The sequence below is a fragment of the Limnobacter sp. genome (genome assembly GCF_046297615.1).
Classification (GTDB): Bacteria; Pseudomonadota; Gammaproteobacteria; order Burkholderiales; family Burkholderiaceae_B; genus Limnobacter.
In genome coordinates this window covers 279,359-295,444 of sequence record NZ_JBKBHM010000005.1, presented here as the reverse complement: position 1 = coordinate 295,444, position 16,086 = coordinate 279,359, and the positions used below count along the sequence as shown (strand labels likewise).

Genomic DNA, 16,086 nt, shown 5'->3' with positions numbered 1-16,086 from the left:
GGACCGTGAAACGCCTTAGCGCCGATGATAGTGTGCAGCTCGCATGTGAAAGTAGGACATCGTCAGGCTCTCCAATTCAAAAACCAAAGCCCCGCCATCCGCGGGGCTTTGTGCTTTACAAGCACACAACAATTCAACCCACACCACACACCATCAACTCAACCGCGCTCAACGGTATCCCCATTCCAATTATTGGTCATCAAAACACTTAAGAAAGCTGCTTTCCATGGGCTTGCTTGTCGCATTCACCGCAGCGTCGGTTGTTCATCATTTCCACTCAAGGTGTTTCTGTTCAAGGTGCACAGGGTTTCCTCACATCGGACCATGGCGTCGATGGCCGTCAACGCATCGTCATGCAAAGGCGTTTGCTGCTGTCGCCCTGTACAAAGGGCCAAGTGCTGCTCCCGCTTATTGCTTTCATTGAGTAAGGTTCAATGTGGTCGTTGCGTAAAACAATCTATCTTTTGAGTGGCTTGTCCAAACGCGGTTTTGGAGTGCTCTGCGCGGTCGCCCTACTGGGGGCTGCTTCGATGTCGAATGCACTGGCCATGGGCAATCGGCCCACAATGCTCAATGCGGTGCAGTTGGTACAAACATTGACCGAAGGCGCTTCTAGTGATGTGGACCGTGCGCGTCGCATTTATCGATGGGTGATACAAAATGTCGGGCATGACTCGTCGGCTGCTCGTCGAATCGGGGACCCGTCCCGACACTCGATTGATGAGTTGATTCGATACGGTCGGGGCAGTTGTGCAGTGTATGCGCACGTGACAGAGCAACTGATGCGCATGGCCGGGCTTGAGGTGAAGTCCGTGGTGGGCTGGGCCCGGGTGGGTGAAGCGGGCACGCCGGCCCAAAGTCATTCGTGGAACTTGGTCAAATTGAATGGTGCCTGGCATGTGGTGGATGCCACTTGGGGCGCCGGGTATGTCGATGGAGGGAGGTTTGTGAAAGAGCCTTCCGATGTGTACTTCATGATGCCGCCCGTGCAGGCTGCTTTGAGCCACTTTGACCCGAAAGACCAGACCGGTGTGCAAGCGTCGATCGGTATGAACGCGACCCTCTTCAACAGAATTCCTGACTCCGCGCTGAATTTGTCGGCGCAGGGGTTTTCGGCCACGCAATTGTTCGAGGTGGCCAAGCAGCGGCAGGAGTTTGTAGAGTTCTACGATCACCAGCCCGGTGATTATCAGGTGATCAAGGCTCAACCATCCCGGCATATTCGCAGCGGTACGCAGGAGTTCGTGCTGAAATCCAACCAGTTTGAAGAGCTTTTTGCGGTGCAAGGGCGTCAATGGGTGCCGTTTAAGCGAGAGGCCAATGGGCAACACTCTTTGCGCTTTTCGGCGAAGCCCGGTGAACTCACATTGATGGGTAGGCGCAAAGGGTCAGCAGAGTATGAGGGCCTGCTGGGGTATCAGGTGCGATAACTTCAGTTAGCGCGTTTTGCGCAGTCAGCCCAGGAATTTGTGCACGATGGCTTGCCAAGCCTGTACGCCCATCGGCAGGACTCGATCGTTGAAGTCGTAGCTGGGGTTGTGCAGTGTGCACGGCCCAAGGCCATGGCCTTCTGAACGGTGGGCCCCTCCACCGTTGCCAATCCACAGATAGGCCCCCGGTTTCTTCATCAGCATATACGCGAAATCTTCCGCCCCCATGGTGGGTGGCAGGTTGGCATGAACGGCCTTAACCCCGGGTATCGACGCTATCGCTTGAGCAGCCAGTTGAGCGTGTTCGGGGGTGTTGATGGTGGGCGGGTAGCTGCGTTCGAAGTGCACTTCCGCAGTGGCGCCGAAGGAGGCGCAGAGCCCTTGTGAAAGGCTTCGCAGTTGCTGCTCAATGAGGTCCAGAGTCTCAATACTGAAGGTGCGGACTGTGCCACTGAGGGTTGCACGGTCTGGAATCACATTGATGGCTTCTCCAGCATTCAGTTGTGTGACGGACAGTACGGCGGGTTCCACGGGCTTGCAGGTACGGCTGACCACGGTTTGCAGCGCGGTGATGAGTTGGGCTGCGATAACCACGGGGTCGATGCCCAAGTCGGGCATGGCGGCGTGGGCCCCTTTGGCGTGAATCACGATGTGGAATTCATTGCTGGAGGCCATGACTGGCCCAAGATGCGCGGCAAATTCACCTTCAGGCAGGCCGGGCCAGTTGTGCATGGCAAACACTGCATCGCAGGGGTAACGGTCAAAGAGTCCGTCTTCGATCATGCGTTGCGCGCCTGCGCCGCCTTCCTCAGCGGGCTGAAATATGAAGGCAACGCTGCCGTGAAAGTCTGGTTGTTCTGCCAACACTTGGGCGGCGCCCAGCAGCATGGCTACATGGCCATCATGCCCGCAGGCGTGCATTTTTCCGGGTATGCGTGACGCATGGGCAAAGGTGTTGTGTTCGAGGATGGGCAGTGCGTCCATGTCAGCACGCAGGCCGATCATCCGGGGTTTGTTTTGCCCTTCTGCGCGGCCACGCAGCAAACCGACCACGCCGGTGCGCCCAATGCCGGTCTCCACCTCTAGCCCCAGTGCCGTCAGCCGCTTGGCGACCAATTCTGCGGTGCGATGTTCTTCGAAACGAAGTTCCGGGTTTGCATGAATGTCTCGACGCGTGGCAATCCACTGGTCGATCTGGCTTGGGTCTAGGGACCGGAGGTCAGTTTGGGAATTCACGGTGTACGGCTTTTGTTGGCAGGTGAGGCTTAAGAATCGCAGGTTTTTGGGTGGTGTGCAATCCGATGGGGCGGTATTAACCGGGTTTGGCAAGGTTTGCCCATCGATGATAAGGTTTTTGCGATGAAACATTTCTGCGTGAAAATCGGATTGGCGGCACTTGTCCTGACTTGCCTTGTCGGCTGTTCGAGCCTGCAATATGCATGGCAGGCCGCGGCAGGTCATTGGGAGGTGTTGGCCAAGTCCCGAGCGGTGAGCGAGGTGATCACTGACGAGGCCACGCCCCCTTGGCTGGTTTCGCAGTTGCGCCATGCTGTGGATGCCCGCGAGTTTGCTACGGTGCGCCTGCATCTGCCGGATAACCTGAGTTACCGGCGATACACCGACTTGGCGCGGCGATTTGTGGTGTGGAATGTGGTGGTGGCATCGCCGGACAGTCTGGTGTTGGAGAAGTCCTGTTTCCCGGTGACAGGGTGTGTGTCTTACCGAGGTTTTTTTTCGGAGCAACAGGCGCGCGAGCACGCTGCAATTTGGCGTGCGCAGGGACAGGATGTTGCGGTGATTGGGGTGCCTGCCTATTCCACGTTGGGCTACACGCCTGACCCGTTGTTGAACACCTTCATCCGATTGCCGGCAGGTGAGCTGGCGAGGCTGATTTTTCATGAGTTGGCCCATCAGGTGGTCTACATCAAAGACGACACGGTGTTCAACGAAAGCTTCGCCACTGCGGTGGAGGAGTTGGGCATCGAGCCTTGGTTGACACAGCAGGAACAAGCCAGCGTGGCTGCGGACTACCTGCTGTTTGACGAGCGACGCAAAGCGTTTCGCCGATTGTTGGCGGTCGCGAGACAGGACTTGGCGGCGTTGTATGAAGGCTATGCCGCGCAGGGGGGCGATGATGAAGGGGCCTTGCGTCGGGCCAAGCAGGGCCGATACGCCCGTCTGAAAGCCGACTATGAAACCCTGAAGACCCAGTGGGGTGGGTGGCCAGGCTACGACTTTTACATGGCTGAGGACTTGAACAATGCCAAGCTGGCTTTGGCTGGGTTGTATGACGATTATGTTCCCGCATTCAAGGCGTTGTACCAGCGTTGCGGGCAGGATTTTCCCCGTTTTTACGCGGCGGTGAAGGCGGTTGGGCGCATGCCGCCGCAGGCGCGTCAGTTGTTTGGCAGCGGTGTGCCGTCGGCGAGCACCGGTTGCCCATCCTGAAAGACGAGGAGGCTTCCGGGCGCAAAGGGGGTCCAGGTTTCATCGTCGGTCAAGGCAGTGGTGGCGATGACTGCCACGCGATCATTTGGGGTGGTGACCTGGCCGAAGTCCACCTTCAGATCGCAATCGATGAGGTGGGCCTGCTTGAACGGATAAGCGCGGACGATGTATTCCAGCCGGGTGGAGCAGTGAGCAAACAGCGCTTCACCGTTGGACATGAGCATGTTGAAGGTGCCGTGCTGCGCGATCTGTGCACACAGGGGGCGAATGACGGATTCGATGTCTTGAAGGCTTGGGCGGTTATCCGGCCGCCGCAGGCCGAAGCTTGACTTCAGCGTTTGAAGGATGAGGCAGAAGGCGTGCTCGCTGTCGGTGTCGCCGATGGGCAGGTAGTCGCCTGACAGTTCGGGTTGAAAGTCCTTCAAGTCGCCGTTGTGCGCAAACACCCAGGCTTGCCCCCACAATTCACGCACGAAGGGGTGGCAGTTGGGCAACTTCACCGCACCCACGGTGGCTTTGCGAATGTGGGAGATGACGTGTTTGGAGCGGATTGGGTAGCTGCGGATCAGCTCGGCCACAGGGGAGGCTGATGCAGGTGTGTTGTCGATGAAGCAACGGGCGGCAGAATCTTCAAAAAATGCAATGCCCCAGCCATCCGCGTGCTCGTCGGTGAGGCCGCCCCGGCGCGCAAACCCCTCGAAGGAGAACTGGATGTCCGTCGGGGTGTTGCAGTTCATGCCTAAAAGTTGACACATGGTGAATTCGTGCGAAGATTCTGTGGAAGCAGGACAATTATTACAGGGCAGGGGACATGGCAGTGGGGCAGGATGTGGTTTTGGGCTTGTTGAGGTCGTGTTTTGAGGTGGGCGTGTCGTCCGCTCAGCCCTCAGTGGGTATGGCCTCGATCTGGGCAGAGCAGATCAAGCCATGGCTGGAGGCCAAGGCGCCTGAGCGGCAGCAGGTGTGGGTGGTGGGGGCCGGGAAGGCGGCCGCATCCATGGTTCAAGCGCTGGAAGCGTGTGCGGGTGATTCTGAGCGCCTGAAGGGAGTTGTAGTGACTCGCCGAGGGCATGGTGGCCCAACACGCCATGTGGAGGTGCTTGAGGCGGCGCATCCAGTGCCGGATGAGGATGGCCAACGCGCAGCGCGGCGAATGTTCGCTTTGTTGTCGACGGTGGAGACCAATGACCCGGTGATTGCGCTGATTTCCGGTGGGGGCTCCAGTCTGTTGAGTGTGCCTGTCAAGGAAATTCCCTTTGTGGACCTGCAGCAGTTGAACCGTTCGCTGTTGGCCTGTGGCGCTCCGATTGACGAGATCAATACCGTTCGCAAGCATGTGACCCAAACACTGGGTGGTCAAATGGCGCAGGCCTGTCGTTCGCCCGTGTTCCAGTTGGTGATTTCTGACGTGCCCGGAGACGATCCTGCGGTGATTGCATCGGGCCCCTTCTGCCCGGATGAGACGACCTTTGAAGATGCCATGCAGGTGATTCGCCGGTGGGGCGTTCAGGCCCCTCACTCAGTGTTGCGATATCTGGAAAAGGGGTTGAGAGGACAGGCGCCTGAGACACCCAAAGCCAAGTCCTTGGTGTTCAGAAAAGTGCAGACACACACCATGGCCAGCAATGGGTTGATGTTGGATGCGGTCGCCTCGCATTTGTCGGCGATGGGCTTTCATGTCATGAGCTTGGGCGATGGTGTCGAAGGTGAGGCCGCTGATGTGGCGAAGGTGCATGCGGCGATGGTCCGTCAAGTAATGGCCAAGGCGGCAGGCTGGCCCGAGGTTCCGGTGGCAATTCTCAGTGGTGGAGAGTGCTCGGTCACGCTGACTGAGGCGCAGATGAAACAAAGCCGGGGTGGGCGCAACTCCGAGTTTTTACTGTCGGTGGCCCATGAGCTTCGGGCTTTGGACGAGCGGGTGCCTTTCGCGGCCTTGGCTGCAGACACGGATGGCATCGATGGGGTGGGTGGACATGCGGGGGCCCTAATTTTGCCGGGTGACCTTGCCCAAGCGGCAGCGCGGGGCTTGTCAGCCCGATGGCACCTGGAGCAGCACACCAGTTACGACTATTTCAAGGCGATGGACCGTTTGTTGGTGACGGGGCCGACAATGACCAATGTGAATGATTTGCGAGTGTTGATCGTCGGATTGCCCAAGTTACAATAACGGCTTTAGCGTAGACACTTTGGAACCGTGGTCATGGACACCCTTCACATTGCGCCGCCAGACGACTGGCATGTTCACCTTCGCGACGGGGATGCCCTGGACCATGTGATTGCAGCCACAGCGCTGAATTTTCGCCGGGCCATTGTGATGCCCAACCTCAAGCCGCCGGTGACTACCACTTTGCTGGCGATGGCGTACCGTGACCGTATTTTGGCCTCGATTGAGAAGGCCTGCGCCAGTGGTCAATATTCCAGCAGTGAGCAGGCCATACTGCGGCAGTTTCAACCCTTGATGGTGCTGTACCTGACGGGGGCTACGTCGCCCACTGAGGTGGATCGGGCCTTGGCCAGTGGTGTGGTTCATGCGGTGAAGCTGTACCCCGCCGGGGCCACCACGAATTCTGAAGCCGGGGTGTCTGATCTGCTGGGCCAGTGCAGCGCGGTGCTGGAGCGCATGCAAACGCTGGGACTGCCTTTGCTGGTGCACGGTGAGGTGACGGACGCCCATGTGGATGTGTTTGATCGGGAAGCCCGTTTTATCGATGAGGTGATGGTGCCGTTGCGGGAGAGGTTCCCTGCCCTTCGGGTGGTGTTTGAGCACATCACAACCCGCCAAGCGGCTCAGTTTGTGACTGAGCAGGCCGGGGTGGATGCATCGGGCCGACAGTTGCTTGCCGCAACCATTACCCCCCAGCACTTGTTGTACAACCGGAACGCGTTGTTCTCCGGTGGATTACAGCCGCACTGGTATTGCCTGCCGGTGCTGAAGCGTGAGGAGCACCGTGTGGCTCTGTTGGACGCTGCGACCAGTGGTTTGCCTCAGTTCTTTCTGGGTACAGACAGTGCACCGCATGCCCGCCACCTGAAAGAAGCCAGTTGTGGGTGTGCCGGTTGTTATTCGTCGCCCTATGCTTTGGGGCTGTACGCGGAGGCTTTTGACGCAGCTGGTGCATTGAACCATTTCGAGGCCTTCGCCAGCCTGAACGGGCCTGCTTTTTATGGGCTGCCGGTGAACTCGGGCCGTGTGGTGTTGACCCGTAACCCACAGGACATCCCGGAGCGTTTGCCGTTTGTCACTGACTCGGGGATTGTGCCCCTGAGGGCAGGGTCATCGGTGCAATGGTCTGTGACTGAGCGTGCATGACTTTCCTTGGCTGGCAGGGTTTCGTTTCACACCGGTTGATGTGGCCTGTGGCCCCGGTGAGGTGGCCGCTTGGCTGAATGGGCAATTCAGTGAGCAAGTCAGCCCAGAGGCCCTTGGGGCAAGCCTGACTTTTGTGGCCGCCCCTGAGGCGTTGTCGGCGTTGGCGTTTGAGGAGTCATGCGCATCAGGCCGAATTCCCACGCGTGATAACTTGCATGATGCCTACAACGGGATGGTTTGGCTGCATTTGCCGCGTTTCAAGCAAGCCCTGACCCTCATGCACTTGAGCCAGCAACAACATGCCGATGCGGTGGGGGCCAATGGCCGCACACCTGTGCGAGATGCGTTGACGGTGCTGGACGAAAGTGGGGCAGTGCTGTTGTGCGAGGACAGTGCGTTGATGCTTGCATTAACCGAGCACCATTGGCCGGAGTTGTTCATGAGGCGCCGCTTGGATTGGGGGCGGGACTGTGCGTTGGTGTTGTTGGGCCACGGACTGATGGAGGCGCTGCAGGTGTTGCCCCACCCGGGCCTGTGTGCCAAGGTGCTGCCTGTGCTGGTGCCGCGAGGGCAGCTTGGGGCGATGGCCAGTGATTGGGCTGTGTTGGACGACCTGCTGGTTCAAAGCGTCGCGCTGGTTGACCGGGCGCGTGGCCTGTCTCCGTTGCCGGTGCTGGGCGTACCGGGTTGGTGGGCGTTGAACGAGGCCCCCGGCTTTTACGACGACGCGCGCTTTTTTCGCGCCAAGCCAACAGTGGCTGATCAAAGTTCGCACCAAAGGTTGGCTTTCCAGTGGGATGGCACTACACTTCGGCCTTGGAAGCGCGCCGGACAGCCGCTGCCCTGTGCAAACAAGGGAGAGGAAAGTCCGGACTCCAGTGAGCAGGGTGCTGGCTAACGGCCAGGCGAAGCAAGGCTGCAGCAATGCAGCCCCAAGTCGACGGACAGTGCAACAGAAAACACACCGCCGATGGAAGGGCAACCTTCACAGGCAAGGGCGAACCGGAGGTGTAAGAGACCCCCGCGACCCTGGTGACAGGGTTGGCACGGCAAACCCCACCCGGAGCAACACCAAATAGGCGCGCAGAAGCTTCGGGCTTCGACGGTGCTCCCCGTGCGCGTGGGTAGGTGGCTTGAGCCTGGGAGCAATTCCAGGCCTAGAGGAATGGTTGTCAGTGCTGCTTGTCAGCGCAACAGAATCCGGCTTACAGGCGCGCTTTTATTCTTTCCGACCGGCCGTTCGGCCAGAAGCAATCCCCCCTAATTGAGTACCCGTGTCTTTAGACCTTACTTTCACTTGTTGGTCTATCGCATTATTTTTCTTGATTCTTTTCTGTTTAATTCTGCAAAGATGTTCGCCTAAGTCATTGGCGTTAAAGCACTTTTTACCTTACCTCACCTTTACAAGCCCGATGGGAATGCGTAAAGTGGAGATTCGTGGGGTTTTGTGTATTTTTGTGGGGTTAATTTCGAGTGTTTCAAGGCAGCTCTTCCCTGTCGATGGATGCCAAAGGGCGCATGAATGTGCCCCAAAAGCATCGTGACGCGCTGATGGATCAGTGCGCAGGGGCCTTGACGCTGACGAAACACCCCAACGGCTGCCTGCTGATGTTTCCCCGCCCCGTGTGGGAAGAGCATCGCCAGAAAATCGCGGCCTGGCCCATGTCTGCCCGTCCTTGGCAGCGGATCTTCCTGGGTTTTGCAACAGATGTGGACATTGACTCGGCTGGGCGCATTTTGGTGTCGCCCGAGCTGCGTGAGGCCGCGTCGTTGAACAAGGATGTGATGTTGCTCGGCATGGGTAGCCATTTCGAGATTTGGGATTCCACGTTGTTGAAAGTGGAAGAGGACAAGGCAATTGCCCAGGGCATGCCTGAATCACTGAACGACTTCAGCTTCTGAAAGTGAGTACTCATGGCCACATTCCCGTGCTTCTTGAGCCCACGGTTGCAGGGCTGTTGCACAACCCGCATGGCATCTATCTGGACTGCACCTTTGGGCGTGGTGGGCACAGCCGCGCCATCCTTGAGCGCTTGGCGCCGGATGGCCGTTTGTTGGCCCTCGATCGCGATCCCGAGGCGATCAACGCCATGAGTCAGATTCACGATTCGCGTTTCACCGGTGTTCACTCGGCCTTCGCTGAGCTTGCTCAGGCCCTGGATGGCTTGGGGGTTGAGCGCGTCGATGGCGTGTTGATGGACATCGGGGTGTCTTCCCCGCAGATCGACCAAGCGGAACGGGGTTTCAGTTTTCGAAAAGATGGTCCCTTGGACATGCGCATGGATCCGCAGGCTGGAGAGTCAGCGGCCGAATTTCTCGCTCGGGCGCAGGTCCGGGAAATCAGTGAGGTGATCAAGAATTATGGGGAAGAACGGTTTGCTTTTCAGATTGCAACAGCGATTGTTGCTCGCCGCCAAGAGCGGCCGATCTCTACAACACTCGACCTTGCCCAGATCGTGGCAGGGGCAGTACGCACGCGCGAACCGGGCCAGGACCCTGCCACGCGCACCTTTCAGGCTTTACGGATTCACGTCAACCAGGAGCTTGCGCAGCTCGAACAGGGTTTAAGTGCTGCATTCCAGCGTTTGAAGGTGGGTGGCCGCATGGCGGTGATCAGTTTTCATTCGCTGGAGGACCGCATGGTTAAGCAATTCATTGAAAAGCTGGCCAACCCCAAGGCTGTGCAGGACATTCGCCTGCGCAAACTGCCAGTGAAAGAGCCGGTGCCGTTGATGCGCAAGCTGGGCCGTGTCAAACCCGATGCTGCGGAGTCTGCAGCCAACCCGCGCGCCCGTTCTTCGGTGCTGCGTCTGGCTGAAAAGCTGGCGGAGGTGGCTCATGGGTAGGTTCAATGTGCTGCTGATGGGTTTGGTGATTTTCTGTGCCATGCAGGTGGTGGAACTGCAGCACAATGCGCGGCGCTTGTTCATTACTCTGGGTACCGAGCAGGAGGCTGAGCGCCAACTGGAGGTGGCATTTACCCGCTTGCAGTTGCAGCAGGTGGCTTACGCCAAGGGTGAGCGGGTGGATGCCGTGGCCCGCAAGGAATTGAAAATGGGGCCGCCTGCAACCGGGTCGGTGGTGTTCATGCCATTTGACGGAGGCCACCCTTGAGCAAAACCAGGGCCGTTAAATTTGGTGGATCTGAGTTGCTTGAATCGCGGCTGCCAGCATGGCGGTCGCGCTTGGTTTTGCTCGGCCTGTTTGCTGGCTTTGCGGGCTTGATTGCACGCGCGGCGTATCTTCAGATTATTTCCAATGACTTCCTGCAAGAGCAGGGCGCCAAGCGCATGGAGCGCACACTGCCGCTGCCGGCTGTGCGTGGCACCTTGATGGACCGCAACAATGTGGTGCTGGCCCAGAGTGTCCCCGCCTTGACGATTTGGTACGACGGGCGTCGTATTTATGATGCGCCAGAGGACAAACTGCGGCAGTTGGCCGACATCCTCGGCTTGAAAAGCGACCGCTTGATCAAGCAGGTGCGTGGCGATGCCAAGCGCCATTTTGTGTATTTGGACAGGCAGGTTGACCAAGACCGAGTGGCCAAGGTGAAGGCCCTGAAAATTCCGGGCTTGGGCTTTATCAATGAAAGCAAGCGCTATTACCCACAAGGTGAAGCGATGGCCCATTTGGTGGGCTTCACCAGCATCGAAGACAAAGGCCAAGAGGGTGTTGAACTGGCCTTTGACCAAACCTTAACCGGCGAGAACGGTGAGCGCAGTGTGTTGCGTGACCGTTTGGGCAATGTGATTGAGGACACCCGCGAATTGCGCCCGCCCGTCAACGGCCAGGACATTACCCTGTCGGTGGATGCGGATGTGCAATACATCGTGTTATCCGAGTTGCGCCGCGCGGTTGAAACCCATAAAGCCAAAGCGGCTGCCGCGGTGGTGCTCGATGCCAAAACAGGGGAGTTGTTGGCGATGGCCAACATTCCGACCTACGACCCCAACAATCGGGGTGACCTGCACGGCGCTAAGTTGCGCAATCGCGTGTTCACCGACATGTTCGAGCCCGGCTCAACCCTGAAGCCTTTTGCGGTGGCTTTGTCATTGAATCAAGGCAAGATTAAACCGGGCACTCGAATTGACACGGGCAACGGCAAGCTGACCATCGGCCCCGCGACCATCAATGACACCAAGCCTCATGGCGTGATCTCGGTGTCGGAGGTGATTCAGATGTCCAGCAACGTGGGCACCACCAAGATTGCGCTTGAGCTTGAGCGCAAGGACATGTGGGACTTCTTCCACATGGTGGGTTTTGGTCAGGCCCCGTCGAATGCATTTCCGGGTGCGGCCTCGGGCCGCGTGCGGCCATGGGCCAAGTGGCGCCCCATTGAGCAGGCCACCATGTCCTATGGGCACGGCATTTCTGTGTCACTGATTCAATTGGCGCAGGCCTACACCATTTTCGCCAACCAAGGCCGGTTTGTCCCGGTGTCGTTGGTGAAACACCCGCATGGCGAAGTGCCGCAGGGTTTGCAGGTGATCAAGCCTGACGTGGCCGCATCCATGTTGAACATGCTTGAACTGGCAGCAGGCCCTGATGGGACCGCGCCCAAAGCACAGGTTCAGGGGTATCGGGTTGCGGGTAAAACCGGCACTGCGCACAAGCAGGAAGGTGGCCGGTATGTGAACAAGTACGTGTCCTCATTCGTGGGCTTGGCGCCAGTCTCCAACCCGCGTGTGGTGATTGCTGTGATGGTGGATGAGCCAAGTACGGGCGTGTATTACGGCGGTTTGGTGGCTGCACCCGTGTTCTCAAATGTCACCAAAAGTGTGTTGACGCGTCTGAACGTGCAGCCTGATGCGGTAACGCCGGGCGAGGACTTGAAACGCTATGTTCAAGGACCTGCGGGGAAAAGCCTATGAACAGCGCCTTTCTGCACAGTGTGGATGAAGTGTTGGCCGAGCTGCATGCTTTGGGCCACTTCGCGGATTGCTCGGCGTTGGTGACAGACCACCGACGTTTGGGTGGGCCGCGTGATGTGCTGTTGGCGGTGCCTGGCGAGCGGTTTGATCCACGCAATTTGGCAGACGATTTGATTCGCGAGAATCGATGCGGTCTGGTGTTGGTGGAGCACGATGCGCAGCGGGCTTACCAAAGCTCCCACGTGGTGCCCGTGATGAACTTGCGCAGCATGCTGGCCGAACTGGCTCAGCGCTATTACGCCACACACGAGAAAAGCCCGGCTGTGATTGCGGTGACGGGCACCAATGGAAAAACGACCGTGACCCGCTGGTTGGCTCAGGCACTCAATGCTTTGGGCGAACAGGCGGCGGTCATTGGTACTTTGGGCTATGGCGCACCCGATGCGTTGAGTCCTCATTCGGGCCTCACAACGCCGGATGTGGTGGGTGTTCACCACCTGCTCCATGAACTTGGGCGACAAGGTGTGCGATGGGTGTGTATTGAGGCGTCCAGTATTGGGCTTGACCAAGGTCGCCTTGAGCGCGTGGCCCTGCGCTGCGCCGCGTTCACCAACTTGACGCAGGACCATCTGGATTACCACCACACCATGCAGGCGTATGGCGAGGCCAAACTGATTCTGGCGCGTTGGCCTGGTTTGCCCGCAGCGGTGGTGAACCAGCTCGATTCCTTTGGTGAGCACTTTGCCGCCGAGGCTACTCGGGGTGGCGCAAGGGTCTATCGCCTCGGTGCCGAGCCGCAAGTCAATGCACATGCGATCCGAGACCTTCAGGTTCACGCCAAAGGCATGCAGTTTGAACTGGTGGGGGTGGACGAAACCGTTGCATTGAATGCGCGAATTGTCGGGCAGTTCAATGCCGAGAATCTGGCGCTGGTGGCCTTGGTCCTGCACAGTTGCGGGTTTGCTTGGGCTGCCATTCAACGGGCTGTGGGTGTGGTCACGCCACCGCCGGGTCGTATGCAATGGGTACACGATCAGCCTTGTGTGGTGGTGGATTATGCACACACCCCCGAGGCCTTGCGCAGCGTCATCAACACACTCAAGCCCTTGGCCACCCAAGCCGGTGGGCGCCTGTTGACCCTGTTTGGTTGTGGCGGTGACCGAGACCGGAGCAAGCGGCCGCAGATGGGGCAGATTGCTGCCAGCCTGAGCGATGCGGTTTGGGTGACTTCAGACAACCCCAGGGGAGAGGCGCCCGAGAGCATCATCGCCGACATTTTGGCAGGCATATCGGATCAAGACCGTGGGCATGTTCAAACTGAGGTTGACCGTCGCGCTGCCATTGCCCAAGTGCTTGAAGCGGCGCACTCCAATGACGTGGTCTTGCTGGCTGGCAAAGGGCATGAGCAAACCCAGACGATTGGAAGCCTCACCCTTGCTCATTGTGATGCAGAGATCGCCAAGGACTTGTTGACTCGCAGGAGGGCCCATGCCTGAACTGCGTTTGACGTCGACTCTGATTCAGCAAGCCTTGGGTACGCAAGACACGGGCCGCGATGACACGGAGCAAGCCTACGCTGGTGTGTCTACCGATAGCCGTCAGGTGAAGGCCGGTGAGGTGTTTGTGTGTCTGAAGGGCGAACGTTTTGATGCCCACGATTTCGCTGCTGATGTGGTCAAGGCGGGTGCCAGCGCGTTGGTGGTCAGCCGCCCACTCGATTTGGCCGTGCCGCAGTACGTCGTGCCCGACACTACCAAGGCCTTGGGGGCAATTGCTGCGGCCTGGCGTGCGCAGTTCAAACTGCCTGTGCTGGCCGTTGTGGGCAGCAATGGCAAGACAACCAGCAAAGAAATGCTGGCGAGTATTTGCCGTGCCCACCACGGTGAGGACGCGGTGCTGGTGACCCAGGGCAACCTGAACAATGAAATTGGCGTGCCCCTCACGCTGCTTCGTCTCAATACCCGACACCGCGCCGCGGTGGTTGAAATGGGCATGAACCATGAGGGCGAAATTGCGTACTTGGCCAGTTTGGTCAAACCCGATGTGGTGTTGTTGACCAACGCCCAGCGCGAACACCAGGAATTCATGAAAACTGTGGAGGCGGTGGCGCGCGAAAACGGGTCTGCATTTGAATGGCTGGCCACTGCGGGTACTGCAGTGTTTCCGGCCAACAGCCCCTATCGTGAAGTCTGGTTGTCCCAAAACCGGGGTTCCTCGGCGAGTGAGTTCGGGCAGGGTGGTGCCGTGTCGGTGGTGGCTGGCGACAACCCTGCTGAATTGGCCTGTGTAACGCCCAGCGGTGTAGCCACCTTCAAGCCTAAATTCATGGGTGAACACAATCACCAGAACGCAGCCGGGGCTGCGGCTGCGGCCTTGGCGGGTGGGTGCACGCTGCACGATGTGGTCAATGGCCTTGAGTCATTCACCCCAGTGTGGGGGCGATTGGAAATTGTGCTGCGAACCCCAAGCCTCACCCTGATCAACGACGCCTACAACGCCAACCCCGATTCTGTGAATGCCGCCAGTCAGGTCTTGGCTTCGCTGCCCAAGCCCACCTTGCTGGTGCTGGGCGACATGGGTGAGGTGGGCGACCAGTCGGACGAATACCACACGGAAGTGGGGCTGGTGGCCAGCCAGTTAGGCATTGCCAACCTGTATGCCTTGGGCCAGGCCACACGCCACACCGTCAGCGCATTTGGGGCGGGCGCTGAACACTTTGACAACATTGATGATTTGAACAACGCCGTGATCAACACATTACAAAAAGGCCAGTGGACAGTGCTGGTGAAAGGATCTCGCTTCATGAAGATGGAGCGGGTCGTCAATGCCATCAAGGCGCAGTATCAGCCTGCGGGGGAGACCAACCATGTTGCTTGAGCTTGCACAATGGCTTGCGGCAGACATTCGGGCGTTCGGAGTATTCAACTACCTGACGCTGCGGGCCGTGCTGGCCTGTGGTACAGCCTTGGCTGTAGGCCTGCTGGCTGGCCCGATGGTGATCCGCAAGTTGACTCAGTACAAAATTGGCCAAGCCGTTCGCGATGATGGCCCCCAAACCCATTTGGCCAAAGCAGGAACGCCTACCATGGGTGGTGCACTGGTGCTGATTGGCATCGGTATTTCCACCTTGCTGTGGGCTGACCTCAGCAACCGGTTTGTGTGGGTGGTCATGATTGTGACCTTCGGCTTCGGCTGGGTGGGTTGGGTCGACGACTACCGCAAGGTGGTGTATCGCAACCCCAAGGGTTTGCCTGCCAAGTGGAAATACTTCTGGCAAAGCGTGGTGGGTTTGCTGGCGGCGTTTTATTTGGCTTTTGCCGTATCAGCCACCAATGAAATGGGCGTTCTGGCCATGTTCAAGGAGTGGGTGGACAGTGGCTTTTCCATGCGTCTGCCCAACAACGCTGACCTGATCGTCCCTTTCTTCAAATCCATTTCTTACCCCCTGGGTGTGTGGGGCTTCATTGCGCTGTCCTACTTCGTGATTGTGGGCACCAGCAATGCGGTGAACCTGACCGATGGTTTGGATGGCCTGGCTATCATGCCCACCGTCTTGGTGGCATCAGCGCTGGCTGTGTTTGCTTATGTGGCCGGTAATGCGGTGTATTCCAAATACCTGCTGTTGCCGTTCATCCCCGGCGCGGGCGAGTTGGCCGTATTCCTGGCAGCGATTGCAGGGGCTGGCCTGGCCTTTCTTTGGTTCAATGCCTACCCCGCACAAGTGTTCATGGGTGATGTCGGTGCCTTGGCGCTGGGTGGTGCGCTGGGCACGGTCGCCGTCATTGTTCGCCAGGAAATTGTGTTGTTCATCATGGGTGGTGTGTTTGTGGCTGAAACCCTGTCGGTGATGATTCAGGTGCTGTACTTCAAGTACAGCGGCGGTAAGCGGGTTTTCCGAATGGCTCCCTTGCACCACCACTACGAACTGGGTGGCTGGAAGGAAACGCAGGTGGTGGTCCGCTTCTGGATCATCACCATGATGTTGGTGTTGGCGGGTTTGTCTACCCTGAAGTTGCGTTGATTTGAA

Annotated in this window: 14 protein-coding genes, 1 other RNA gene and 1 pseudogene; 14 read left to right on the top strand and 2 right to left on the bottom strand. The window is 58.4% G+C overall.

Annotated elements, in window-relative coordinates:
- Window positions 1–212: hypothetical protein (locus ACK4FF_RS12090; protein ID WP_409709481.1), on the top strand; the 212-nt coding region annotated here is incomplete at its 5' end.
- 318 nt (window positions 213–530) lie between these two features.
- Entirely contained in the window at window positions 531–1,430 is a 900-nt protein-coding gene (locus ACK4FF_RS12085) for a transglutaminase domain-containing protein (RefSeq protein WP_409709478.1), read from the top strand.
- A gap of 24 nt (window positions 1,431–1,454) precedes the next feature.
- On the opposite strand, the gene ACK4FF_RS12080 is transcribed toward ACK4FF_RS12085, so the two are convergent.
- Window positions 1,455–2,666, bottom strand: coding sequence for a M20 aminoacylase family protein (locus ACK4FF_RS12080; RefSeq protein ID WP_409709475.1), 1,212 nt, complete (start codon window positions 2,664–2,666; stop codon window positions 1,455–1,457).
- 123 nt (window positions 2,667–2,789) lie between these two features.
- On the opposite strand from ACK4FF_RS12080, the gene ACK4FF_RS12075 reads away from it, so the two are divergent.
- Window positions 2,790–3,878, top strand: coding sequence for an aminopeptidase (locus tag ACK4FF_RS12075; RefSeq protein ID WP_409709472.1), 1,089 nt, complete (start codon window positions 2,790–2,792; stop codon window positions 3,876–3,878).
- On the opposite strand, the gene ACK4FF_RS12070 is transcribed toward ACK4FF_RS12075, so the two are convergent.
- Window positions 3,827–4,633: a class II glutamine amidotransferase gene (locus ACK4FF_RS12070; RefSeq protein WP_409709469.1), complete on the bottom strand. Its 807-nt coding sequence runs from the start codon at window positions 4,631–4,633 to the stop codon at window positions 3,827–3,829. The genes ACK4FF_RS12075 and ACK4FF_RS12070 overlap by 52 nt on opposite strands.
- A 56-nt stretch (window positions 4,634–4,689) precedes the next feature.
- On the opposite strand from ACK4FF_RS12070, the gene ACK4FF_RS12065 reads away from it, so the two are divergent.
- The 11 genes and pseudogenes from ACK4FF_RS12065 (at window position 4,690) to mraY (ending at window position 16,080) form a co-directional block, all read left to right on the top strand.
- The gene (locus tag ACK4FF_RS12065) at window positions 4,690–6,045 is read left to right on the top strand and encodes a glycerate kinase (RefSeq protein WP_409709466.1); all 1,356 of its coding nucleotides are present in this window, start codon (window positions 4,690–4,692) and stop codon (window positions 6,043–6,045) included.
- Between the two features lie 33 nt (window positions 6,046–6,078).
- Complete coding sequence (gene pyrC / locus ACK4FF_RS12060; protein WP_409709463.1) at window positions 6,079–7,188, top strand: dihydroorotase; 1,110 nt, start codon at window positions 6,079–6,081, stop codon at window positions 7,186–7,188.
- Window positions 7,181–7,924, top strand: a pseudogene (locus ACK4FF_RS12055) (DUF3025 domain-containing protein); the annotation flags it as partial. The gene pyrC and the pseudogene ACK4FF_RS12055, both read left to right, overlap by 8 nt.
- 83 nt (window positions 7,925–8,007) lie before the next feature.
- Window positions 8,008–8,412, top strand: an RNA gene (gene rnpB, locus ACK4FF_RS12050) — RNase P RNA component class A.
- Between the two features lie 249 nt (window positions 8,413–8,661).
- Complete coding sequence (gene mraZ / locus ACK4FF_RS12045) at window positions 8,662–9,090, top strand: division/cell wall cluster transcriptional repressor MraZ (RefSeq protein ID WP_409709460.1); 429 nt, start codon at window positions 8,662–8,664, stop codon at window positions 9,088–9,090.
- A 2-nt stretch (window positions 9,091–9,092) separates the two neighbouring features.
- Window positions 9,093–10,034, top strand: coding sequence for a 16S rRNA (cytosine(1402)-N(4))-methyltransferase RsmH (gene rsmH / locus ACK4FF_RS12040; RefSeq protein ID WP_409709457.1), 942 nt, complete (start codon window positions 9,093–9,095; stop codon window positions 10,032–10,034).
- Window positions 10,027–10,302: a cell division protein FtsL gene (gene ftsL / locus ACK4FF_RS12035; RefSeq protein WP_409709454.1), complete on the top strand. Its 276-nt coding sequence runs from the start codon at window positions 10,027–10,029 to the stop codon at window positions 10,300–10,302. The genes rsmH and ftsL overlap by 8 nt, the downstream gene beginning before the upstream one ends.
- Window positions 10,299–12,059 carry a peptidoglycan D,D-transpeptidase FtsI family protein gene (locus ACK4FF_RS12030; RefSeq protein ID WP_409709451.1) on the top strand — a complete coding sequence of 587 codons (1,761 nt, stop codon included), beginning with the start codon at window positions 10,299–10,301 and terminating at the stop codon, window positions 12,057–12,059. The genes ftsL and ACK4FF_RS12030 overlap by 4 nt, the downstream gene beginning before the upstream one ends.
- The gene (locus ACK4FF_RS12025; RefSeq protein WP_409709448.1) at window positions 12,056–13,555 is read left to right on the top strand and encodes a UDP-N-acetylmuramoyl-L-alanyl-D-glutamate--2,6-diaminopimelate ligase; all 1,500 of its coding nucleotides are present in this window, start codon (window positions 12,056–12,058) and stop codon (window positions 13,553–13,555) included. Before ACK4FF_RS12030 ends, ACK4FF_RS12025 begins: the two co-directional genes overlap by 4 nt.
- A complete protein-coding gene (gene murF / locus ACK4FF_RS12020; protein ID WP_409709445.1) occupies window positions 13,548–14,936 on the top strand; it encodes a UDP-N-acetylmuramoyl-tripeptide--D-alanyl-D-alanine ligase in 1,389 nt (462 codons plus the stop codon). The genes ACK4FF_RS12025 and murF overlap by 8 nt, the downstream gene beginning before the upstream one ends.
- Entirely contained in the window at window positions 14,926–16,080 is a 1,155-nt protein-coding gene (mraY, locus tag ACK4FF_RS12015) for a phospho-N-acetylmuramoyl-pentapeptide-transferase (RefSeq protein WP_409709442.1), read from the top strand. The genes murF and mraY overlap by 11 nt, the downstream gene beginning before the upstream one ends.
- Window positions 16,081–16,086: the final 6 nt, after the last annotated feature.